Annotated in this window: 16 protein-coding genes; 6 read left to right on the top strand and 10 right to left on the bottom strand. The window is 73.6% G+C overall.

The features are described 5' to 3' along the window. Positions 1 to 21 precede the first annotated feature (21 nt). The 9 genes from murG to mraZ form a co-directional block, all read right to left on the bottom strand. A complete protein-coding gene (gene murG, locus O7542_RS04215; protein WP_043329477.1) occupies positions 22 to 1,128 on the bottom strand; it encodes an undecaprenyldiphospho-muramoylpentapeptide beta-N-acetylglucosaminyltransferase in 1,107 nt (368 codons plus the stop codon). After that, positions 1,128 to 2,543, bottom strand: coding sequence for a putative peptidoglycan glycosyltransferase FtsW (locus O7542_RS04210; protein ID WP_176722845.1), 1,416 nt, complete (start codon positions 2,541 to 2,543; stop codon positions 1,128 to 1,130). Before O7542_RS04210 ends, murG begins: the two co-directional genes overlap by 1 nt. Positions 2,544 to 2,774: 231 nt before the next feature. Next, positions 2,775 to 3,902 (bottom strand): phospho-N-acetylmuramoyl-pentapeptide-transferase, encoded by a 1,128-nt coding sequence (gene mraY, locus O7542_RS04205; RefSeq protein WP_043329473.1) that lies wholly within the window; start codon positions 3,900 to 3,902, stop codon positions 2,775 to 2,777. After that, positions 3,899 to 5,308 (bottom strand): UDP-N-acetylmuramoyl-tripeptide--D-alanyl-D-alanine ligase, encoded by a 1,410-nt coding sequence (murF, locus tag O7542_RS04200; RefSeq protein WP_043329471.1) that lies wholly within the window; start codon positions 5,306 to 5,308, stop codon positions 3,899 to 3,901. The genes mraY and murF overlap by 4 nt, the downstream gene beginning before the upstream one ends. Further along, positions 5,305 to 6,867 (bottom strand): UDP-N-acetylmuramoyl-L-alanyl-D-glutamate--2,6-diaminopimelate ligase, encoded by a 1,563-nt coding sequence (locus tag O7542_RS04195; RefSeq protein ID WP_181373757.1) that lies wholly within the window; start codon positions 6,865 to 6,867, stop codon positions 5,305 to 5,307. Before O7542_RS04195 ends, murF begins: the two co-directional genes overlap by 4 nt. 52 nt (positions 6,868 to 6,919) lie before the next feature. Then, positions 6,920 to 9,133 carry a penicillin-binding protein 2 gene (locus O7542_RS04190; protein ID WP_064445225.1) on the bottom strand — a complete coding sequence of 738 codons (2,214 nt, stop codon included), beginning with the start codon at positions 9,131 to 9,133 and terminating at the stop codon, positions 6,920 to 6,922. 3 nt (positions 9,134 to 9,136) lie between these two features. Further along, the gene (locus O7542_RS04185; protein WP_043329466.1) at positions 9,137 to 9,718 is read right to left on the bottom strand and encodes a hypothetical protein; all 582 of its coding nucleotides are present in this window, start codon (positions 9,716 to 9,718) and stop codon (positions 9,137 to 9,139) included. Further along, positions 9,715 to 10,824 (bottom strand): 16S rRNA (cytosine(1402)-N(4))-methyltransferase RsmH, encoded by a 1,110-nt coding sequence (rsmH, locus tag O7542_RS04180; RefSeq protein ID WP_281606443.1) that lies wholly within the window; start codon positions 10,822 to 10,824, stop codon positions 9,715 to 9,717. Before rsmH ends, O7542_RS04185 begins: the two co-directional genes overlap by 4 nt. A 204-nt stretch (positions 10,825 to 11,028) precedes the next feature. Then, positions 11,029 to 11,460: a division/cell wall cluster transcriptional repressor MraZ gene (gene mraZ / locus O7542_RS04175; RefSeq protein ID WP_013287610.1), complete on the bottom strand. Its 432-nt coding sequence runs from the start codon at positions 11,458 to 11,460 to the stop codon at positions 11,029 to 11,031. A gap of 355 nt (positions 11,461 to 11,815) precedes the next feature. Between mraZ and O7542_RS04170 the strand changes: the two genes are divergently transcribed. From O7542_RS04170 to O7542_RS04160, 3 genes are read left to right on the top strand one after another with little or no spacing between them, the layout of a single operon-like run. Continuing rightward, positions 11,816 to 13,063 (top strand): MurT ligase domain-containing protein, encoded by a 1,248-nt coding sequence (locus O7542_RS04170; RefSeq protein ID WP_064446416.1) that lies wholly within the window; start codon positions 11,816 to 11,818, stop codon positions 13,061 to 13,063. Continuing rightward, complete coding sequence (locus O7542_RS04165; protein WP_043329464.1) at positions 13,053 to 13,775, top strand: glutamine amidotransferase; 723 nt, start codon at positions 13,053 to 13,055, stop codon at positions 13,773 to 13,775. Before O7542_RS04170 ends, O7542_RS04165 begins: the two co-directional genes overlap by 11 nt. Next, complete coding sequence (locus O7542_RS04160) at positions 13,772 to 14,482, top strand: VTT domain-containing protein (protein WP_187694261.1); 711 nt, start codon at positions 13,772 to 13,774, stop codon at positions 14,480 to 14,482. The genes O7542_RS04165 and O7542_RS04160 overlap by 4 nt, the downstream gene beginning before the upstream one ends. Before the next feature lie 46 nt (positions 14,483 to 14,528). Here O7542_RS04160 and leuS read toward each other — a convergent pair whose 3' ends face one another. Beyond that, positions 14,529 to 17,369 carry a leucine--tRNA ligase gene (leuS, locus tag O7542_RS04155; protein WP_209962686.1) on the bottom strand — a complete coding sequence of 947 codons (2,841 nt, stop codon included), beginning with the start codon at positions 17,367 to 17,369 and terminating at the stop codon, positions 14,529 to 14,531. A gap of 401 nt (positions 17,370 to 17,770) precedes the next feature. Between leuS and O7542_RS04150 the strand changes: the two genes are divergently transcribed. The 3 genes from O7542_RS04150 to O7542_RS04140 are packed head-to-tail and all read left to right on the top strand — an operon-like array spanning position 17,771 to position 22,611. Next, positions 17,771 to 18,826 (top strand): MoxR family ATPase, encoded by a 1,056-nt coding sequence (locus tag O7542_RS04150; protein ID WP_043329458.1) that lies wholly within the window; start codon positions 17,771 to 17,773, stop codon positions 18,824 to 18,826. Between the two features lies 1 nt (position 18,827). Next, on the top strand, positions 18,828 to 20,126 hold the full coding sequence (locus O7542_RS04145; RefSeq protein WP_030500230.1) for a DUF58 domain-containing protein: 1,299 nt from the start codon (positions 18,828 to 18,830) through the stop codon (positions 20,124 to 20,126). Positions 20,127 to 20,142: 16 nt separating this feature from the next. Further along, a complete protein-coding gene (locus O7542_RS04140) occupies positions 20,143 to 22,611 on the top strand; it encodes a DUF3488 and transglutaminase-like domain-containing protein (RefSeq protein WP_281605728.1) in 2,469 nt (822 codons plus the stop codon). Positions 22,612 to 22,699: the final 88 nt, after the last annotated feature.

Below are 22,699 nucleotides of genomic sequence, written 5' to 3'. Positions count from 1 at the left end.
TTCCCGTCGCGGTTTCCCTCATCAGCGGGCCACCGCCTCGTAGACGAAGTTCAGCAGCGCCACGTCGCCGTCGCGGCGGCCGTAGCCGGCTGCCGCCTGGCTCATCGCCCAGAGCCGCTGCGGGTCCCGGATCAGCGGGATCACCGTCCGCTCCACCCAGGCCGGGGTCATCTCGGCGTCGTCGACCAGCAGACCGCCGCCCGCCTCCACCACCGGCAGCGCGTTGCGCTTCTGCTCCTGGTTGCTGTGCGGGTAGGGCACGTAGACGGTGGGCAGTCCGATCGCGGCCACCTCGGCGCAGGTCATCGCGCCGCCCCGGGCCAGCATCAGATCGGCGGCGGCGTAGCCCAGCTCCATCTCGGACAGGTACGGCAGCGTGACGTACGGCACCGGCAGGTCGGTGGGCACCGAGACCGGCTCGTTGCGGGCGCCGATGACGTGCAGCACCTGCACGCCGTTGCGCGCCAGCTCCTTCGCCGCGCCGGACACGGCCAGGTTGATCGAGCGGGCGCCCTGCGAGCCACCGGCGACGAACAGCACCGGCAGGTCGGGACGGAGTCCGAAGTGGGCGCGGGCGGCGTCACGCAGGGCGGCCCGGTCCAGCCCGGCGATGCCCCGGCGCAGCGGCACGCCCACCACCCGGGCGTCGCGCAGCGCCTCGGCCTGGGCCGGCTGGTGCGGGAAACCCACCGCGACGTTCTTGGTGAACTTCATCCCGAGCCGGTTCGCCACGCCCGGCGGCACGTTCACCTCGTGGATGACGATCGGCAGCTCCCGCCGCCACGCGGCCAGGTAACCGGGCACCGAGACGTACCCGCCGAAGCCGACCACGGCGTCGGCCTGGACCTCGTCGATCACCTTGCCCGCGGCGCGGGCCGCCTTCCACATCCGGTCCGGGGTGCGCACCAGGCTCATGTTCACCGACCGGGGAAGCTGGTACGCCGGGATCTGCCGCAGGTCGTAGCCGGCCGGCGGGATCAGCTCGTTCTCCAGCCCCTTCGGTGTGCCCAGACAGGTGATCCGGACGCTCGGGTCGTGTCGGCGCAGGCAGTCGGCGAAGGCGAGCAGCGGGTAGATGTGCCCGCCCGTACCCCCTCCGCAGAGCACCACCGAACGCAGCGGACCCATCAGCGTCTCCTCTCGCTCGCCGCGCCGGTGCGCGCCCGGTCGGACCGGGCGCCGCGGGGCGCGGCCTGATCGTCCTGCCGCCGCTGCCGGGACCGGGGCACGGACCCTCGGTCGGCCGGCGGCGACGCCGGCTTGCGGCGCCGGCCGGGAAGCGGCGGCAACGGGGCCCACACTAGTCGGACCCATCGGGCGGGCGGACGGGCATGCAGCGCTCGCGCGGCGTCCGGCTCGGCGCGGGCGAACGAGGCGAGCATGCCGACCGCGGCGAGCGTCACCACCAGGGCGCTGCCGCCGTCGGAGATGAACGGCAGCGGTACGCCGGTCAGCGGCAGCAGCCCGGTCACGCCACCGATGTTGATGACGGCCTGGCCGACCAGCCAGGCGGTCACGCCGGCGGCGGCGAGCCGGCGGAACGGGTCCTCGACCCGGCGGGCGATGCGCAGCCCGGTGTACGCGAGCACGGCGAACAGCACCAGGATCACGGTGCAGCCGACCACGCCCAGTTCCTCCGCGACGATGGCGAAGATGAAGTCGTTGTGCGCCTCGGGGAGCCAGTTCCACTTCAGCGAGCTCTGGCCCAGGCCGACGCCGAACCAGCCGCCGTTGCCGATCGCGTAGCGGGCCTGCACGAGCTGGTAGCAGTTCGGCAGCTCCTGCTCGAAACACGTGCGCGGGGAGGGCGGGTCGAGCCACATGGTGAGGCGGCCGAGCCGGTAGTTGTCGGCGCCCCGGGAGCCGGAGCCAGCGCCGAGCGAGGCCGCGGCCACCAGCAGGCCGATGCCGGCCAGGCCGATCGCGGTGAGCGCGGCGAAGACCCGGGTCCGTACGCCCGCCGCCCAGAGCATGCCGACCACGAGCGCGAGCAGGCACAGCATGCTGCCCAGGTCGTTGTAGCCGACCAGCACGAACAGCAGGCCCACCACCGGGAACAGCGGCGTGGCCAGTTCCTTCCACCAGCCCAGCACCGCGCCCTTGCGGGCCAGCACGTGCGCCGCCCACAGCACCAGCGCGAACTTCGCCACCTCGACCGGTTGCAGCGAGATCGGGCCGAGCGAGAGTGAGAGGAGTTCGGCCCGCAACGGCCCGATCGACGTCACCCCGAACAGCGAGCCCATCGCGACGAGCAGGTTGAGCAGGAGCAGCAGCGCGACCGCCACCCCCAGCGCCGGGCGGCTGACCGCCCGGAACGTGCGCGCGGGCAGCCGCTGGCAGGCCCAGAACGCGCCGATGCCGATCACCGCGAACACGGCCTGCTTGGTCAGCGACGCGGACGCGTCGCCGCCCTCGGCGAAGTCCTTCACGCTGGTCGCGGAGAAGACCATGGTGAGGCCGATCAGCAGCAGCAGTCCGACGCTGGACAGCAGCAGGTAGTACGAGGCCAGCGGCCGGGCCAGCAGGCCACGCAGCGCGGCCAGCCCACCGGCCGGATCCCAGCGCGCCGCCGGCGGTTCGGCCGGAGGCGTGGCCGCCGGCGCACGGCGGGCCGGCGGGTCGCTGGTCACCTGGATGTCTCGTCCCTCCCCCACAGGCCCATCATTGCCGCTCGCCCCGCCCGCCCGTGGCGCAACCGCCCGGTCGGCGTGTCGGATCTGAAGGAAGGGCCCCTTATTAACAGACGTCTGTTAATAAGGGGCCCTTCCTTACACCTAGCTGACCGCGGCGAGGAACTCGCTGTAGAACAGGCCCAGCGCGATGGCCACGCCTATGCCGGCGATGATCCAGAACCGGACCACGATGTTGACCTCGCTCCAGCCGGCCAGCTCGAAGTGGTGCTGCAACGGCGACATCCGGAACACCCGCTTGCCGGTGGTACGGAACGAGATGATCTGGATGACCACCGACATCGTGATGATCACGAACAGGCCGCCCAGGATCGGCAGCAGCAGGATCGTGCGGGTGGACATCGCCATGCCGGCGATCAGGCCGCCCAGCCCGAGCGCGCCGGTGTCACCCATGAAGATCCGCGCCGGGGACGTGTTCCACCACAGGAAGCCCACGCAGGCGCCCGCCGCCGCGCCGGCGATCAGCGCGATCTCCAGCGGGTCGCGCACGGTGTAGCAGTACGCCTCGGTGTAGTTCGGGTCGGCGCACCAGTGCCGGTACTGCCAGAACGCGATGAGCGCGTACGCCGCGAGCACCATCACCGAGGCGCCGGTGGCCAGGCCGTCCAGGCCGTCGGTGAGGTTGACGCCGTTGGTGGCGGCCATGACCACCATGATGATGACGATCACCGAGCCGATCTTGCCGATCTCCAGCGCCGGGATGTCCCGGATGAAGCTCAGCGTGGTGCTGGCCACCGTCTCGGTGTTCGTCGCGTTGCCGCCGGCGTCGGTCATGCTCGACGGGAAGTAGACCGCCACCGCGCCGAAGACCGCGCCGACCAGGATCTGCCCGGCCAGCTTGCCCCGCTTGTTGAGGCCGCCGCTGTGCCGCTTGCGCACCTTCAGGAAGTCGTCGATGAAGCCGACCGCGCCGGAGAACACCATCAGCCCCAGCAGCACCAGCGCCGTGATCGTCGGCTCGACCTGGGCGATCTGCGCGTCCGGCAGTGTGGTCAGGGCCAGGTGCCCGGCGACGTACGCGATGACAGTGGCCAGGATGAAGACCACGCCGCCCATCGTCGGCGTGCCCTTCTTGCCCTCGTTGCTGGCGAGCCCGAGGTTCGACCGGATCGGCTGGCCGGCCTTCAGCCGGGCGAACACCTTGATCGCGATCGGGGTGCAGAACAGCGAGATCAGGAACGCGACCCCGATGGCGACGATGACCGCCCTCATGCGGCGCCGCCCTCCGTCGCACCCTCGCGGGCGTCCGCGCGCAGCGCGTCGGCCACCTCCCAGGTCCGGTACCGGGAGCCCTTCACCAGCACCACGTCTCCCGGACGCAGCTCGCTCCGCAGCACCTCGACGGCCGCCGCCTGATCGCTGAGCAGCACCGACTCTCCTCCCCAATTGCCTACCGCTGTCGCGCCCTCGTGGATCGGCGCCGCCGGCTCGCCCACCACGAGCAGCCGGTCCACTCCCAGCTCGGCCGCGAGCCGGCCGACCTGCTGATGCCCCTGAAGTTCGAAGTCACCCAGCTCGGCCATGTAGCCGAGCACCGCGACCGTACGCCCCTCGCCGCGCATGCTGGCCAACGCCCGCAGCGCCACGCCGGTGGAGGCCGGGTTCGCGTTGTACGAGTCGTCGATCACGGTCACCCCGTCGGGGCGCTCGAAGACGTCCATCCGCCGGGTGGAGACCAGGCCCAGCTCGTTCAGCGCCGCCGCCAGGTCGGGCAGCGGCAGGCCCAGCTCGCGCCCGACCGCCGCCGCGGCGAGCGAGTTGGAGACCTGGTGCCGGCCGGTCAGCCCGAGCCGCACCGGCGCGCTCCCCTCCGGGGTGACAAGCGTGTACGAGGGCCGGCCCCGGCCGTCGAGCGTCACGTCCACGGCGCGCACGTCGGCGCGCTCCGACTCGCCGTACCGCACCACCCGGGCCTGCGTACGCGTCGACATCGCGTCCACCCGCGGGTCGTCGGCGTTGAGCACCGCCAGCCCGTCGGACGGCAGCGCCTCGACCAGTTCCCCCTTGGCCAGCGCGATGGCCTCCACCGAGCCGAACTCGCCCAGGTGCGCCACGCCGACGTTGAGCACCACCGAGATCCGGGGCGGCACCACGTCGCACAGGTACCGGACGTGCCCCACCCCGCGGGCACCCTTCTCCATCACCAGGAAGCGGGTCTCCGGGGTGGCCTGCAGCGCCGTGTACGGGTGCCCCAGCTCGTTGTTGAACGAGCCGGGCGGGGCCACCGTCGGGCCGAGCCGGACCGCGACCTGGGCGATCAGGTCCTTGGTGGTGGTCTTGCCGGACGAGCCGGTCAGCCCGATCACGGTCAGGCCGGGCAGCCGGTCGACGACGGCGCGGGCCAGCCGGCCCATCGCGTCGAGCGCGTCGCCGACGAGCACCATCGGCACGCCCGGCACCTCCCGGGTGCCGAGCACCGCCACCGCGCCCGAGGAGATCGCGCCGGCCGCGTAGTCGTGGCCGTCCACCCGCTCGCCGGGGAAGGCCACGAACAGGCCGCCCCGGCTCACCTTGCGGGAGTCGAACTCGACGGTGCCGGTGACCCGGGCGTCCGGGTCGGCGCCGACGAGCCGGCCGTCGACGGCGGTGGCCACCTCGGCCAGCGTCAGCGGGATCACCGCTGACCCACCAGGTCACCGAAGCGGGCGCGCAGCGCCGCCGCCAGCTCCACCCGGTCGTCGAACGGCAGCACCTCGCCGCCGATCTCCTGGCCGCGTTCCTGGCCCTTGCCCAGCACCGCCACCACGTCACCCGGTTCGGCCACCCGGACCGCCTCCTCGATCGCCGCCCGCCGCCCGGGCACCTCGATGACGCGGGCCGGGGTCGCGGCGGCGTACGCGCCGGCCAGCACCTCGGCCCGGATCGCGGCCGGTTCCTCGGTCCGCGGGTTGTCGTCGGTCACCAGCACCACGTCGGCGCCGCGCGCGGCCACGCCGCCCATCACCGGCCGCTTGCCCCGGTCCCGGTCGCCGCCGGCGCCCAGCACGCAGATCAGCCGGCCGCCGGTCAGGTCGCGCAGCGCCGTCAGCACCGCCTCGATCGCGTTGGCCTTGTGCGCGTAGTCGACCACCCCGCGTACCGGGGCGTCGCCGCTGACCAGTTCCAGCCGCCCGGGCACGCCGCCGCAGGCGGCCACGCCGCGCGCCGCGGTCTCCGCGTCCACCCCGACGGCGACCAGGAGCGCGACGGCCAGCAGCGCGTTCGCCACGTTGTGCCGGCCGGGCAGCGCCACCCCGGTGGGCAGCGCGAGCCCGTCCGGCCCGTGCAGGGTGAAGCGCTGCGCGTACCCCTCGCCGTCGATGCCCTCGGCCCACCAGGTGGCGTCCGGGTCGCCGGCTGCCGAGTAGGTGACCGTGCCCGGCTTGTACAGCGGGCGCAGCGCCGGGTCGTCGTGGTTGAGCACCTCGACCCGGCAGCGGCCGTCGAACAGCCGGGCCTTGGCCGCGAAGTAGTCCGCCTCGTCGGCGTGGAAGTCCAGGTGGTCGGAGCCGAAGTTGGTGTAGCCGCCGACGTCGAAGCGGACGCCGCCGACGCGGCCCATCGCCAGGGCGTGGCTGGACACCTCCATGACCACGGTGTCCACCCCGTGCTCGCGGGCCACCGCGAGCATGGCGTGCAGGTCGGTGGCCTCCGGGGTGGTCCGGACGCTGTCGATCACCAGATCGCCGAGGCGGGTCTCCACGGTGCCGATCAGGCCGGTGACGCGCCCGGCGGCGCGCAGCCCGGACTCGACCAGGTAGCTGGTGGACGTCTTGCCGGCGGTGCCGGTCACGCCGATCACGGTCAGGCCGGCGGTCGGGTCGCCGTAGACCGTCGCGGCCACCTCGCCGAGCGCCTCGCGCGGGTCGTCGACGACGAGCACGGGCAGGCCGGCGCCGGCGGCCAGCGCCACGCCGGCCGGGTCGGTGAGCAGGGCCACCGCGCCCGCCTCGGCGGCGGCGGCGGCGAACTCCGCGCCGTGGCGCCGCGCGCCGGGCAGGGCCGCGTACAGGTCGCCGGGGCGGACCTCCTGGCTGGCGTGGGTCACGCCGGTGACAGCCACCTCGGCGGCCCCCTCCGGCGGGGTCACCGCCACGCGGGCGGCGAGGTCGCCGAGCCGTACGGGACGCACGGTGGCGGGACGTGGATTGCCGGGCACGGCGTCAGACCCTACCCGGTCGTCCGGTTCCGACCGCACAGCCGCCCCGGTGGTTCGTCGCCACTCACCGATGATGTCCCGCCGTCCCGGCTCAGCGCGGAAAGACCTCGAACTTCGGGGACTTGTTGGTCAGCGACGGCGGCACCCGGTAGTGGCGGAGAGTGAAGCCCATCATCTCCCGGAACGCGGGCGCGGCCACCGCGCCGCCACCGCCGCCGGGGCTCCACACGAAGACCGCCACCACGTACCGGGGGTTCTCCGCCGGGGCCATGCCGATGAACGAGCCGACCTCACCGGGCTGCTGCTTGCCGTTGTCGTAGCGCAGCCCGGTGCCGGTCTTGCCGGCCACCCGGTAGCCGGGCACAGCGGCGGCCAGCCCGGTGGCCTGCCCCTCCGGGCCGTCGACGGTGGTGACCGCCTCCATCATCCGGCGCAGCGCGGCCGCGTTTGCGGGGCTGAGCACGGACCGGGTGGTCGGCGTCGCGGCGGGGCTGCGTGTGCCGTCCGCGCCGATCGTCTCCTTGACCAGGTGCGGCTGCACGTACGTGCCGTTGTTGGCGATGGCCGCGTACGCGGCGGCCATCTGCAGCGGCGTGGCGTCCACGCTGTGCCCGATCGGCACCGACCCGTACGCCGAGCCGCTCCACTGGTCCGGCGGGAGCAGCCGGCCGGCCGCCTCACCCGGCATGCCCTCGCCTGTCACCTGGCCCAGCCCGAACCGCTTCTGGTAGTCGAAGAGCCGTTCCTTGCCCAGCTTCTCGCCGATCTCGATCGTGCCGACGTTCGACGAGAAGGCGAGCATGCCGGGGATGCTCATGGTGCGGCCGTCGACCGGGTGGGTGTCGCGGAAGGTGACCCCGCCCCGCTCGATGGTGTTGGCGACCGGGAACGCGGTGTCCGGGGTGATCACGCCCTCCTGGAGCGCCGCGCCGAACGTGATCGCCTTGTGGATCGAGCCCGGGTCGACCACGAACGTGGTGGCCGCGTCGTCCCGGTCCGACGGCGAGGTGACCTTGGTGGGGTTGGCCGCGTCGTACGTCGGCTGGCTGGCCTGGGCCAGCACCTCGCCGCTGGGGATCTCGATGATCACCGCGGCGCCGACGCTGCCCTTCACCTTCTCCGTCTGCTTCGCCAGGATCCGCTGCGTCATGAACTGCAGGTCCCGGTCGACAGTGAGTTGCAGCGAGCTGCCCGGCTTCGGCTGGGTGGTCCGGCTGTAGCCGCCCGGGATGGGCGCGGCCAGGTCACCCTGGCCCACCTCGTAGGTCCGCTTGCCGGCCTGTCCCCGCAGCACGTCGTCGTACCTGGCCTCCAGCCCCTCCAGGCCGTTCATGTCCTGGCCGACGAAGCCGAGCAGGTTCGCGGCCAGGTCCCCGCCGGGCACCTCGCGCCGCTCGTCCCGGTGCACGTTGATGCCGGCCAGGTCGAGTGCCATGATCCGCTTCGCGGTGCCGATCTCGACGCCCCGGGCCAGGTAGACGAACTGCAACGGGGTGTCGGTGCCGGGCAGGTTGCGCTCGCGCATCTTCTCGGCCAGGTCCGAGGCGGGCACGCCGAGCAACGGGGACAGCGCCCGTGCGGTGGCGGCGCGGTCCTTGACCCGGGTCGGGTCGGCGAACACGTACCGGGCCTCCACACTGTGCGCCAGCGGCTCACCGTTGCGGTCGAGGATCGCCCCGCGCGGGGCCGGCAGCTCGACCACGGCGAGCCGGTTGGGCAGGCCGCCGTCGGCGTACGCCGGGGTGTCGACGGTCTGGAGGTAGACCAGCCGCACGCCGATGCTGGCGAACAACGTCAGCGCCAGCAGCGTGCCGAGGCGCAGCCGCCGGCGCGGATCGCCCAGCCGCGGGGGCCGGCGCGGCTTGCGGACCGGTCGGCGCGGCTGGGCGGCGGGACGGCGCGGCTGGGACCGGCGGCGCGGGGGCGGCGCGTCCTCCTCGTCGTCGAACGGCTCCCGCACCGGCCGGGACGAGACGGTCCGCACCACGCCGGCCCGGCCGCCCGCGGCGGTGGCCCGGCGGCCGGTCCGGGCGCCGTCACCCGTGGGCTCGCGCGTGCCGGCACGCCCGGCCCGGCCGCCGTCGAGCACCTGCAACGCGGGCCGGAACGGGTCGCCGGACCGGGTGCTGCGGGGGGTACGCCGTTGCTCGGCGCCGCCGCCCTCACGCACGGTCCGTCCGCGTGGGGTGTACGCCCGGGCGTCGGAGATCCCGCCGAGACCCGGCTCGCGCGGCTCCGACCCCCGCGACGATCCGCGCCGGGAGCCCGTGGCGTCCCGGCGCGGATCCTCCGATCTCGGCGGCACCGCTCAGCCTCCGTTGCCCTGCTGGCTGGTGACCGACGGGGCGCCCTGGGCGGGGTGCGGCACCCCGATGGTCTGCCCGTCCGGCAGCCGGATGTAGGCCGGGTCCTCGGACTCGACCAGGCCCAGCTTGCGGGCGTTGGCGGTCAGGTTGCCGGGCGCCTTCTGGTTGGCGATCTCCTTCTTGAGCTCCTGCTCGTCCACGTCGAGCTTGGCCTGCTGCTGCTGGAGCCTCTCCAGCTTGAAGGCGTTCTCATTGATCTTGGTGTTGACGGCCAGGATGCCCAGTACCCCACCGACCACGAGAACCAGGATCAGTGCGACGAAAGGCGCCCGGGGCACCCGGATCGGCGCCGGCGGGGCGACCCGCAGGCGCGGCGCCGGCGTGCCGGTGACCCGGGTCCGCTCGGCCGGCCGCAGAGCGGCGCTGCCCTGCGTCGGGAACTCGCGCGCCCCCCGGGCGCGAGTGTCCTCCCGGCGGTCGGTCGCCGTCGTGGCCCGCGTGGTGCGCTGCGCCGCGGTCCGGCCCCCCGACCGCGGTGCGCGCTGCCCGACGGCTCCCCGGCCGTCGCGCTTCTCGACGTTCATGTCCCCTCCCCCTCTTCGTCCGTCCCGATCCCGTCCCCCGGAGCCGACGCGGGGTCCGTCCCGGACCCCGGTGACCCCGTCCCCGGTTGGTGCATCGCCTTCACCCGGCGGCGGTACCGTTCGCGGTCGGTACGCCCCTGCCGGGCCGCCTCCGGGTCGAGCCGTTCCGCTGCCCGCAGCCGCACCGAGGCGGCGCGCGGGTTCGCGGCCACCTCCGCCTCCCCGGGCAGCTCGGCGCCCCGGCTCAACAGCCGGAACGTCGGGCCCGACCCGGGCAGTTCGACCGGGAGGTCGACCGGGCCCTTGCTGCGGACCCGGTCGGCGAGCGCGTGCTTGGTGAGCCGGTCCTCCAGCGAGTGGTAGGACAGGACCACCATGCGGCCGCCCACTGTGAGCTTGTCCAGAGCGGCCGGCAGCGCTGTCTCCAGCGCTGCCAGTTCTCTGTTTACCTCGATCCGTAAAGCCTGAAACGTTCTCTTTGCCGGGTGTCCGCCAGTTCGTCGGGCTGGCGCCGGAATGCTCTCCCGGACCAGCTCGGCCAGCCGGGCCGACGACGTGATCCGGGCCCGCTCCCGTTCCCGGATGATCGCCGAGGCGATCTTCCCGGCGAACTTCTCCTCGCCGTACACCCGCAGCAGGCGGGCCAGGTCCGGGTGGGAGTAGGTGTTGACCACCTCCTCGGCGGTCACCCCCCGGGTCTGGTCCATCCGCATGTCCAGCGGCGCGTCCTGCGCGTACGCGAACCCGCGGTCGGGCGCGTCCAGTTGCAGCGACGAGACGCCCAGGTCGAACAGCACCCCGTCGATCGCCGGGTAACCGAGCCGGTCGAGCACCTCGGGCAGCTCGTCGTAGACGGCGTGCTCCAGGTGGATCCGGTCGGCGAACCGGGCCAGGCGGACCCGCGCGTGGGCGAGCGCCTCGGTGTCCCGGTCCAGGCCGATCAGCACCGTGTCCGGATGCGCCGTGAGCACCGCCTCGGCGTGCCCGGCCAGGCCGAGCGTGGCGTCGACGTGGACGGTGCGACCGGGCCGGCTCAGTGCGGGGGCCAGCAGCTCGAGACACCGCTCGAGCAGCACCGGCACGTGCGTGCCGCGTAGCTCCCCCATCTCGACCCCCACCCCGTTCGCCAACCGTTCCGTCACGTGTCCGTCGTCGCCACGACGCCTCGCCATACCGCCAGATCCCCATCCGCTCCCGCCCGCCGGAGGCCGCGGCCCTCCGTGTCGGATCGTGCGCCTGGCACCGGGGAAGGGGTGCCAGGAACTCGAAAGCGGCTGGAGATCTCGCAGTACGTCGGGCGCCGTCACGCCCTACAGACCGCCGGGCAGCACCCCCTCCTCGATGTCGGCGAAGTCGTCTTCGCTCTCCGCGAGGTAGGCCTCCCAGGCCGCCTTGTCCCAGATCTCCACCCGGGTGCTCGCTCCGATCACGACCAGATCCCGGTCCAGTGCCGCGTACGACCGCAGGTGGCCGGGTATGGTGACCCGCCCCTGCTTGTCCGGCACCTCGTCGTGCGCGCTGGCGAAGAAGACCCGGCTGTAGGCCCGGGCCGCCTTGCTCGTCATCGGCTGCGCGCGCAGCTGGTCGGCGATCCGCTGGAACTCGGGCATCGGGAAGACGTAGAGGCAGCGCTCCTGCCCTTTGGTGATCACGACACCCCCCGCCAGTTCGTCCCGGAACTTCGCCGGCAGGATCAACCGGCCTTTGTCGTCCAGGCGCGGAGTGTGGGTGCCGAGGAACATCGGCCCAACCCCCTCGCCCTGAGCGGCGTTCGCGGCGCCGCTGACCCCCCGGGCCGGTGTGGCCCTCCCGGCCTCACCATCGCGCCCCACTCTACTCCACTTCCCTCCACCTGCAACCAGAATCGCCCGCGCGGCGTGGCGTTTCCGCGCGCAAAACCGCACGTCAACGCGGGTGGGGCGGAGTGGAGGGGGTGGGGCGCGCCCGGCACCGTCCGCTACCCGACATCGACCGACGCCGTCCGGCCCCGCGCGCTCCACCCGTCCGCCGGAACGTCCCCGGCCGAACGGTTCGCCGTCGGCGGCGATCTGGTGGAGGTGGCGGTCCGGTAACCTCGCTCGCGTGACGGACGCGAAGATGCCCTTGCGGGCAAAGGTGGCCAGCTCCGTGTCGCGCACCGCCGCGGCGCTGTCGCGGGCCGCGGGCCGTGGCGACGGCTCGGTGATCGGCGGCTGGATCGGCCTCAAGATCGACCCGGACCTGCTCGCCCACCTCTCGGCCGGGCGCGCCATCGCCCTGGTGTCCGGCACCAACGGCAAGACCACCACCACCCGGCTCACCACCGCCGCGGTCGGCGTGCTGGGCCGGGTCGCCACCAACTCCTTCGGCGCGAACATGCCCACCGGCCACACCTCGGCGCTCGCCAAGGCCGGCAGCACGCCGTACGCGGTGCTGGAGGTGGACGAGCACTACCTCGCCCAGGTGCTGGAGGCGACCGAGCCGCACGTGGTGGCGCTGCTCAACCTCTCCCGCGACCAGCTCGACCGCGCCAAGGAGGTCGCCATGATGGCGCAGCTCTGGCGCGCCGCCCTGGTCCGGCACCCGCGGGTACGGGTGGTCGCCAACGCCGACGACCCGATGGTGGTGTGGGCCGCCACCCCGCCGGCCGACCCGGCCCAGGGCCACGTGCCGCCGCACGTCACCTGGTTCAGCGCCGGGCAGCGCTGGCACGACGACTCCTGGGTCTGCCCCGAGTGCGGCTCCACCATCCAGCGCTCCGGCGAGCAGTGGTGGTGCACCGGCTGCCCGCTGCGCCGCCCCGAGCCGAACTGGACGGTCGAGGACGACGGCGTGCTCGACCCCACCGGCGCCTGGCACAAGATCCAGCTTCAGCTCCCCGGCAAGGTCAACCTCGGCAACGCGGCCACCGCCCTGGCCGTCGCCGCCGAGTTCGGCGTACGCCCGGTGGACGCGGTCTCCCGGCTCGGCACCGTCACCTCGGTGGCCGGGCGCTACGCCCAGGTGAACCGCGACGGGCGCAACATCCGGCTGCTGCTGGCGAAGAACCCGGCGAGCTGGCTGGAGGCGTTCGACATGGCCGACGTCGCGCCGACACTGCTGTCCATCAACGCCCGCGACCCCGACGGGCTGGACACGTCCTGGCTGTTCGACGTGGACTTCTCCCCGCTGACCGGCCGGCAGGTGCTGATCACCGGCGACCGGGCGTACGACCTGGCGGTGCGGCTCGAGGTCAACGGCGTGCCGTTCCAGCACGTCCGCAGCTTCGACGAGGCGGTCCGCGCGGTGCCGCCGGGCCGGCTGGAGGTCATCGCCAACTACACCGCCTTCCAGGACATCCGAGCGGAGCTGGACCGTGTCAACTGAGAGCCTGCGCATCGTCTGGATCTATCCCGACCTGCTGTCCACCTACGGCGACCGGGGCAACGCGCTGATCCTGGCCCGCCGGGCCCAGCTGCGCGGCATGCCGGTCGAGGTGCTGGAGGTCCGCTCCGACCAGCGGCTGCCCGCCACCGCCGACATCTACCTGCTCGGCGGCGGCGAGGACGGCCCGCAGGCGCTCGGCGCCCAGCGCCTGATCGCCGACGGCGGCCTGCACCGGGCGGTGGCCCAGGGCTCGGTGGTGTTCGGCGTCTGCGCCGGCTACCAGTTGCTCGGCACCTCCTTCTTCGCCAAGGGCACCCAGTGCGCCGGCCTGGAGCTGCTCGACCTCTCCTCCGACCGCGGTCCCACCCGGGCCGTCGGCGAGCTGGCCGGCGAGGTCGACCCGCGGCTGGGCATCCCGCACCTGTCCGGGTTCGAGAACCACGGCGGCCGTACCCACCTCGGCCCCGGCGTGTCCCCGCTGGCCCGGGTCACCACGGGCGTCGGCAACGACGGCGCCACCGAGGGCGCGTGGCGGGGCAAGCTGCTCGGCACCTACTCGCACGGCCCGGCGCTGGCGCGCAACCCCGACCTGGCCGACCTGCTGCTGCGCTGGGCGACCGGCATCCACCAGCTTCCGCCGCTCGACGACACCTGGGCCGACCGGCTCCGCTCCGAACGCCGCACCGCGGTGGCCGCCGCCCCGAGGCCGTGACCGACGCCGCCCGGCCGGGGCGGCGACCGGTGGCCCGCCGGCTCGCCGGGTTGCTGCGGCAGCCCTCGGCGCGCCGGTTCGGGCTGCTCCTGCTGCTGCTCGCCGGGTTCGGCGTGACACTGCTGCTGGTGCCGCGGCCGGATCCGGCCGACCTGCCCCGACTCGCCGACTCGCTCGGCGGCTACGGCCCGCCCGCGGCGGTTCTCGGCGGCGCGCTGCTGCTGGTGGCTCTGGTGCCGCGCACGTTCGTCACGCTGGCCGCGGGCGCGATCTTCGGCCCGGTGCAGGGCGCCGCGTACGCGCTCGGCGCGGCGCTGCTGGCGGCGGCCCTCGGCTTCACGGTGGGGCGGGTGCTCGGGCGCGACTTCGTCGCCGAGCGGGTACGCGGCCGGCTGGCCCGCCTCGACGGCTGGTTCGCCCGGCAGAGCGTCTTCGGCGTGATCACCGTACGGCTGCTGCCGATCGCCGGGTTCGGCCTGGTCAGCTACGGCTACGGCACCACCGCCGCCCGGGTGGTGCCGTTCCTGGCCGGCAGCGTGATCGCCTCCGCCCCCACCGCCATCGGTTACGCGGCGATCGGCGCGGCGGTGACCACGCCCGGGTCGATCAACTGGTACGCGGCGGCGCCTGCGAGCCTCGGCCTGATCGCCAGCGTGCTGATCGTCCACCGCTGGTGGCGGGCCGAACGGCGACGCCGAGCGACCTGACCGGCGGGTGGGCGTGTCCCGCGTGTGGACACGCCCACCCGCCGGCTCAGACGACGACCGAGACCATCCGGCCCTTCACCACGATCACCTTGCGCGGCTCCTTGCCGGCCAGGGTGCCGGCGACCGCCTCCAGCGCCGCCGCACGGACGGTCTCCTCGGAGGCGTCGGCGGGCACCTCGATCCGGCCCCGGACCTTGCCGTTGACCTGCACCGGGTAGGTGACCGACTCGGCCACCAGCAGGGCCGGGTCGGCGACCGGGAAGTCCGCGTACGCCAGCGAGTGCTCGTGACCCAGCTTGCGCCACAGCTCCTCCGCCATGTGCGGGGCGAACGGCGCGACCATCAGCACCAGCGGCTCGGCCACCTCACGCGGCGTCTCCGCCAGCCGGGTCAGGCCGTTGGTCAGCTCGATCAGCTTGGCGATGGCGGTGTTGAACCGGATGCCGTCCATGTCGGCGCGGACCCCGTCGATCGCCTTGTGCAGCAGCCGCCGGGTCGCCTCGTCGGCCGGCGCGTCGGTGACCCGCAGCTCACCGGTCTGCTCGTCGACGACGGTGCGCCAGACCCGCTGCAGGAACCGGTACGAGCCGACGACGGCCCGGGTCTCCCACGGGCGGGACACCTCCAGCGGGCCCATCGACATCTCGTACACCCGGAACGTGTCGGCGCCGTACGCCGCGCACATGTCGTCCGGGGTGACGACGTTCTTCAGCGACTTGCCCATCTTGCCGTACTCGCGCCGGACCTCGGTCTCGCCGTGGAACCAGCGGCCGTCGACCTCGACGACCTCCTCGGCGGGCACGTACGCGCCGCGCGGGTCGACGAACGCGTACGCCTGGATCATGCCCTGGTTGAACAGGCGGCGGAACGGCTCGAACGACGAGACGTGGCCCAGGTCGTACAGCACCTTGTGCCAGAAGCGCGCGTACAGCAGGTGCAGCACGGCGTGCTCGGCGCCGCCGACGTACAGGTCGGTGCCGCCGCAGTCACCCGGACGCTGCGGCCCCATCCAGTACGCCTCGTTCTCCGGGTCGGCGAAGCGCTGCGAGTCGGTCGGATCCAGGTAGCGCAGCTCGTACCAGCAGGAGCCGGCCCACTGCGGCATCACGTTGGTCTCGCGGGTGTAGCGCTTGGGCCCGTCACCCAGGTCCAGCTCGACCTCGACCCAGTCGCGACGCCGCGACAGCGGGGTCTCCGGGTTGCTGTCGGCGTCGTCGGCGTCGAACGTCTTCGGCGAGAAGTCCTCCACCTCGGGCAGCTCGACCGGCAGCATCGACTCGGGCAGCGCGATCGGCGCGCCGGTCTCGTCGTACACGATCGGGAACGGCTCGCCCCAGTAACGCTGCCGGGAGAACAGCCAGTCGCGCAGCCGCCAGGTGACCGCGCCGGCGCCGTGCCCGTTCGCCTCCAGCCACTCGATGATGCGCGCCTTGGCCTCGGTGACGCCCAGGCCGTCCAGGTCGATGCCGCGCTCCGGCGCGGCGCTGTTGATCGCCGGGCCGTCCCCGGTGTACGCCTTGCCGGCGAAGCCCTCCGGCGGCTGCACGGTCCGCACGATCGGCAGCTCGAAGACCTCGGCGAAGTCCCAGTCCCGCTCGTCCTGCGCGGGCACCGCCATGATCGCGCCGGTGCCGTACCCGGCCAGCACGTAGTCGGCGATGAAGATCGGGATCTGCCCGCCGGTCACCGGGTTGGTCGCGTAGGCGCCGACGAAGACGCCGGTCTTCTCCTTGCTGTCCGCCTGCCGCTCCATGTCCGTCTTGGCCGCGGCGGCCTTCCGGTACGCCTCGACGGCCTCACGCGGGCTCGCATGCCCACCGGTCCAGGCGTCCTTCGTCCCCTCCGGCCAGGCGGCCGGCGTCAGCACGTCGACCAGCTCGTGCTCGGGGGCCAGCACCATGTAGGTGGCGCCGAAGACGGTGTCCGGCCGGGTCGTGAACACCCGCACCGGCGCGGCGGCGGTCGGGAAGTCGATGTGCGCGCCGGTCGACCGGCCGATCCAGTTGCGCTGCTGCAGCTTGATCGGCTCCGGCCAGTCCAGTGTGTCCAGGTCCTCCAGCAGCCGGTCCCCGTACGCGGTGATCCGCATCATCCACTGCTTCAGGTTGCGCTTGAAGACCGGGAAGTTGCCGCGCTCGGAGCGGCCGTCGGCGGTGACCTCCTCGTTGGCCAGCACGGTGCCCAGCCCCGGGCACCAGTTGACCGGCGCCTCCGAGACGTACGCCAGGCGGTGGTCGTCGACGACGCGCCGCCGCTCCCCCACGGACAGCTCGGCCCACGGCCGCCCGTCCGGGGTGGCGCGGGTGCCGCCCTCGAACTCGGCGATCAGCTCGGCGATCGGCCGGGCCTTGCGTGCGTCCGTGTCGTACCAGGAGTTGAAGACCTGCAGGAAGATCCACTGCGTCCAGCGGTAGAAGTCGGTGTCGATGGTCGCCACCGACCGCCGCTCGTCGTGGCCCAGCCCCAGCCGGCGCAGCTGCGCCCGGTACCGCTCGATGTTCGCCTCGGTGGTGGTCCGGGGGTGGGTGCCGGTCTGCACCGCGTACTGCTCGGCGGGCAGGCCGAACGCGTCGAAGCCCATCGCGTGCAGCACGTTGCGCCCGGCCATCCGCTGGTAGCGGGCGTAGCAGTCGGTGCCGATGTAGCCCAGCGGGTGGCCGACGTGCAGGCCGGCGCCGGAGGGGTACGGGAACATGTCCAGCACGTACAGCTTCTCGGCGCCCGCGCGCGGATGACCCGGGTCGGCCAGCGGGCCGGTCGGGTTCGGCGCGTGGAAGGTGCCGTCCCGCTCCCAGGTGTCCTGCCAGCGGTGTTCGATCTCGTCGGCCAGTGCGGCGGTGTACCGGAACGGGGGAATGTCGGTCGCCGGTGCGGCTGCCTCACTCATGGCGTCTCCTCGGCGCGGATCGGGCGATTCGAAAAAATTGTGGGCGGTCTGCTGCGGGCACAAAAAAGCCCCTCGCGCAGGAGGGGCGGCCGTGCTGTCGCGCGTTCAGCGCATCAACACGGCTCGGTAAGAAGCAGGAAGAACCCGGCCATGCAGGCAGTGTACCTCGCAGCCCTCGGCGGCGGCGCGCCCGTTCCGCCCGGAGCGGCCGGTCCCCCGGTCCGGCGAATATTCCGGGCGTAACCGACCGACCACCTGCGGGAGTCGGCAGTAACGACAAACATGGTTAGCCTGAGAGGCCAGTGAGATTACTGCGGCAGACGTGGCTCGGCGTCGCGAACCCAACGGCGGGTCCAGGTGCTCTATAAAGAGCTGCCGTCCAGGCGACGAGGAGGAGGCCCGTGACACAACAGACCTGGGACGAGGTGGGCGGTCTGCTGCCGCACGACGAGTTCCGCGCCGCCAGCGAGGCCATCGTGGCCAACATCGAGCAGGTCATCGAGGGCAAGACCGCCACCGTCCGGCTCGCCCTGGCGGTGCTGCTGGCCGAGGGCCACCTGCTCATCGAGGACGTGCCCGGCGTCGGCAAGACCAAGCTCGCCAAGGCGATGGCCCGGTCCATCGACTGCTCGGTCCGGCGGATCCAGTTCACCCCCGACCTGCTTCCCAGCGACGTCACCGGCGTGAGCGTCTACAACCAGGAGACGCACGACTTCGAGTTCCGCCCCGGCGCGGTCTTCGCCAACCTGGTGGTCGGCGACGAGATCAACCGGGCCTCGCCGAAGACCCAGTCGGCGCTCCTGGAGTGCATGGAGGAGCGCCAGGTCACCGTCGACGGCGTCACCTACCAGCTGCAGACGCCGTTCATGGTGATCGCGACGCAGAACCCGATCGAAATGGAGGGCACGTACCCGCTGCCCGAGGCGCAGCGCGACCGGTTCACCGCCCGCATCGCCATGGGCTACCCGGACCCGCGCGCCGAGCTGGCCATGCTCGACGGGCACGGTGCCACCGACCCGCTGTCGGGGCTGCGGCCGGTCTCCGACGCGGCCACCGTGCGCCGGCTGATCGGTCACGTCCGGCAGGTGCACGTCGCCGACGCGGTCAAGCAGTACGCGATCGACCTGGTCACCGCCACCCGGGAGGCGCCGGACCTGCGCCTGGGCGCGTCCCCGCGGGCCACGCTCCAGCTGCTGCGCACCGCCCGCGCGGTGGCCGCCCTGGAGGGCCGCGATTACGTGCTGCCGGACGACCTCCAGGTCCTCGCGGTGCCGGTGCTGGCGCACCGGATCATCCCGACCGCCGACGCCCAGCTGGCCCGGCGCACCACCGACGCGATCGTCTCCGAGCTGGTGCACCGCCTGCCGCTCCCGCACGACCGGCAGCGTTCGCCGTACGACACCCGCCCCGGCGGCGGCAACAACGGCCGCGGGCCGTACGAGCCGCGGAGGCCGTGACGTGCGCGACGGCCTGCGTGGGCTGACCACCCGCGGCCGCTCCTTCCTGGCGGCCGCGGTGGCCGCGGCGATCTCCGCCGGCATCCTGGGCGAGAAGGACCTGCTCCGGGTGGCGGTCCTGCTCGCCGTCCTGCCGCTGCTGGCCGCCGCGTACGTCGGGCGCAGCCGGTACAAGCTGGCCTGCAACAGGTCGCTGGAGCCGCACCGGGTGCCGGTCGGGGCCAGCTCCCGCGTGGTGCTGCGGCTGCAGAACCTGTCCCGGCTGCCCACCGGCACGCTGCTGCTGGAGGACCGCCTGCCGTACGCGCTGGGCAGCCGCCCCCGGGTGGTGCTGGAGCGGCTCGGCGCGCACCAGGCCAGCTCCGTGGCGTACACCGTCCGGGCGGACGTGCGCGGCCGCTACGAGGTGGGCCCGCTGGTGATCCGGCTGACCGACCCGTTCGGGCTGTGCGAGCTGACCCGCTCGTTCCCCAGCACCGACCACCTCACGGTGATCCCACAGGTCACTCCGTTGCCGTCGGTGCGGCTCCCCGGTGAGTACGCCGGCAGCGGCGACAGCCGGGCCCGCTCGGTAGCGGTGCACGGCGAGGACGACGCCGCCACCCGGGAGTACCGGATGGGCGACGACCTGCGCCGCGTGCACTGGAAGTCCACCGCCCGCACCGGCGAGCTGATGGTGCGCCGCGAGGAGCAGCCGTGGGAGAGCCGCGCCACCGTCGTGCTGGACACGCGCGCCGCCGGGCACCGGGGCGAGGGGCCGACGGCGAGCTTCGAGTGGGCGGTCTCGGCGGCCGCCAGCATCGCCGTGCACCTGCGCCAGGCCGGCTACAAGCTGCGTCTGGTCACCGGCAACGGCGCCGACGTCGCGGCGACCGAGGCCGGCGGTGAGGGCCTGCTCCTGGACCAGCTCGCCGACGTGCACCTGGACCGGCGCGGCGAGATCACCACGCTGGTGCAGCAGGTCCGGCAGCGGGCCGACGGCGGCCTGATCATCGCGTTGCTCGGCACGCTCGGCGCCGCCGAGGCGGAGCTGCTGGCCGGGCTGCGCGGCAACGGGGCGACCTGTGTGGCGTTCCTGCTCGACAGCAACACCTGGCTGAACCTGCCGCCGAAGGCCCGCACCGAGGCGGAACGGGCGCACGGCGCCGCCGCGCTCGCGCTGCTGCAGAGCGGCTGGCGGGTCATCGGGGTGGAGCACGGCAGCCGTCTGCCGGTGCTGTGGCCGCAGGCCGGGCGCGGATCGCAGGGATTCGCGCTGCGGGCGGCCCTGGCCGAGACGGTCGCCGGAGGCATGCGATGACCGGAAGGAAGCTCCCGTGACCCCCCATCGCAACATCGGGTTCGTCGCCGCGGCGGCGACCCTGCTGGCGGCGGCCCCGCTGTCGGCGATCTTCGAACGCTGGACGTGGCTGATCCAGGCCACCATCGTGGTCGCCGTGGTGGCCGGCTCGGCCGCGTTGAGCCGGCTGGCCCGGGCGCCGCTGTGGGGCCAGGTGCTGGCGATGCTCGCCGGCCTGACCCTGGGCCTGACGTGGATCTTCCCGAGCGGCGCCGAGCTGCTCGCGTTCATCCCGGCCCCGGGCACGTTCGCCCACTTCGGCGAGCTGACGCAGGCGTCGCTGGAGGACATGCGCTCGTACGGCGTGAAGGTGCCCGACGTCGACTCGCTGCTGTTCCTCGCGGTGCTCGGCATCGGCGCGGTCGCCGTGGTGGTGGACGTCCTCTCGGTCGGGCTGCGCCGGCCGGCGCTGGCCGGCCTGCCGATGCTCGCCATCTACTCGGTGCCGGTGGCGGTCTACCTGGACAGCGTCCCCGCCACCCCGTTCGTGGTGGGCGCCGCCGGCTACCTGTGGCTGCTGGTCACCGACAACGTCGACCGGGTACGCCGGTTCGGCCGCCGGTTCACCGGTGAGGGACGCGACGTCGACGTCTGGGAGGCGTCGCCGCTGGCCGCGGCGGGCCGCCGGCTGGCAGTGGTCGGCGTGGCGGTGGCGGTGGCGCTGCCGCTGGCCGTGCCCGGGATGACCGGCGGGCTGATGAACAACGTCGGCGCCGGGCCCGGTGAGGGCAACGGCCGGCCCGGCCAGGGGGGCAGCCCGGGCCGGATCGACCTGTTCGCAGCGCTCAGCGGCCAGCTCAACCAGAGCCAGGAAACCGAGCTGGTGAAGGTCAGCACCAACGAGCCGAGCCCGTTCTACCTGCGCCTCGGCGTGGTCGACGACCTGCGGCCGAGCGGCTTCCAGGCGCGCGTGCCCACCGGGCGGCCGGTCACCCGCGGCCTGCCCGACCCGAGCGAGCGCACCCCGCGTGGCGTCGAGCGGCAGCGCTACAAGGCCACCGTCGAGGTGTCGAAGAACCTGAACATGCCGCTGCTGCCGGTCTACGCCGATCCGGTGAAGGCGGACGACCTCAACGGCAACTGGCTGTACGACTCGAGCCAGCAGATAGTCTTCTCCAACCGGGAGAACGCCCGCGGCAAGAGCTACTCGTTCGAGTACGTGCGCTCGACGTTCAGCCCGGCGGCGCTGCGCGCCGCCCCGTCCCTGCCCTCGGACAGCCAGGTGAAGCGGCAGCTGACCGACCGGCCGTCGGTCCCGGAGGTCGAGGATCTCGTCGGCGAGCTGGTGAGGGGCAAGTCGAACGACTACGACAAGGTCCGCGCGATCTACGAGTACTTCTCCGTGGAGAACGGCTTCACCTACTCGCTGTCCACCCGCGACGGCAGCAGCGGGCAGGACATCACCGACTTCCTCGCCACCAAGGTCGGCTACTGCCAGCAGTACGCGGCGGCGATGGCCTGGCTGGTCCGGGCCGCCGGCATTCCGGCCCGGGTGGCTGTCGGCTTCACCAACGGCAGCAAGTCCGACGGCGGCACGTACGTGCTGACCAACCGCAACCTGCACGCCTGGACCGAGGTCAACTTCGGCAACGGGATCGGCTGGGTGCCGTTCGACGCCACCCCGGCGGCGAGCGTGCAGGGCTCGGTCCGCTCCGCCTGGGCGCCGGACACCGACGCCCCCGAGGAGGTCACCCCGTCGCCCGGCAGCACCGTCGCTCCCGGCGCCGCCGACCCGTCGGCCGGCCCGAACGAGGCGGACCGGCTCGACAAGGACACCGACCAGGGCCTGTCCCTGGGCGGAGGTGACCCGGCCGAGCAGAACCGGGTGTGGCCGTGGTGGCTGGCCGCGGCGCTGGCGCTGCTGGCGCTGTTCGCCGTACCGGGGCTGCGCCGCTCCACCCTGCGCCGCCGCCGGCGCGTCCGGGTCCGGGCGCCCTCGGCCACCGCGCTCGCGGTGCCGGGCCAGCGGGGCGAGGCACGGGAGGTCGTCGTCGGCGTGGACGCCGAGTCCGCCCGCGCCGACGCGCACGCCGCCTGGGACGAGCTTCTCGACACGCTCGTCGACTTCCACGTCCGGGTGGACCGCACGGAGACCCCCCGCGCGACCGCCGAGCGGCTGGCCCGGGAGGCGCTCACCGAGAACGGCGACGCCGCAACCGGGGTACGGCTGCTGGGCCGGGCCGAGGAGCGGGCCCGGTACGCGCGGGACCCGCTCGCCGGCGCGGAGTTGCAACCGGCGCTGCGGACGGTCCGGGGCGCGCTCGCGGCCGGGGCGGACCGCCGCACCCGGCTGCTGGCCGCGCTGCTGCCCCCGTCGGTGATCCAGCGTTGGCGGACCGCCCTGGCCGAGCAGTCGGCGCGGATCGTCACCACGAGCGGGCAGGCCCGGACGCAGATGCTGCGCTGGAGCCCACGCCGCCTGTTGGCGGGCCGCACGGCCCGCTGACCGTCCCGCCCCGTCCCCCCGCCCCCGCCCCCGGCCCGTTGATCAAGGAGTTTGTGTCTCCGCGCCGCCTCCGAACGGACACAAACTC

Origin of the sequence: Micromonospora sp. WMMC264 (genome assembly GCF_027497275.1) — a bacterium.
In the GTDB taxonomy this organism is placed as follows: Bacteria; Actinomycetota; Actinomycetes; order Mycobacteriales; family Micromonosporaceae; genus Micromonospora; species Micromonospora chalcea.
Note: the sequence above shows the minus strand (reverse complement) of the source record. Positions and strands in the feature narration are given on the sequence as shown.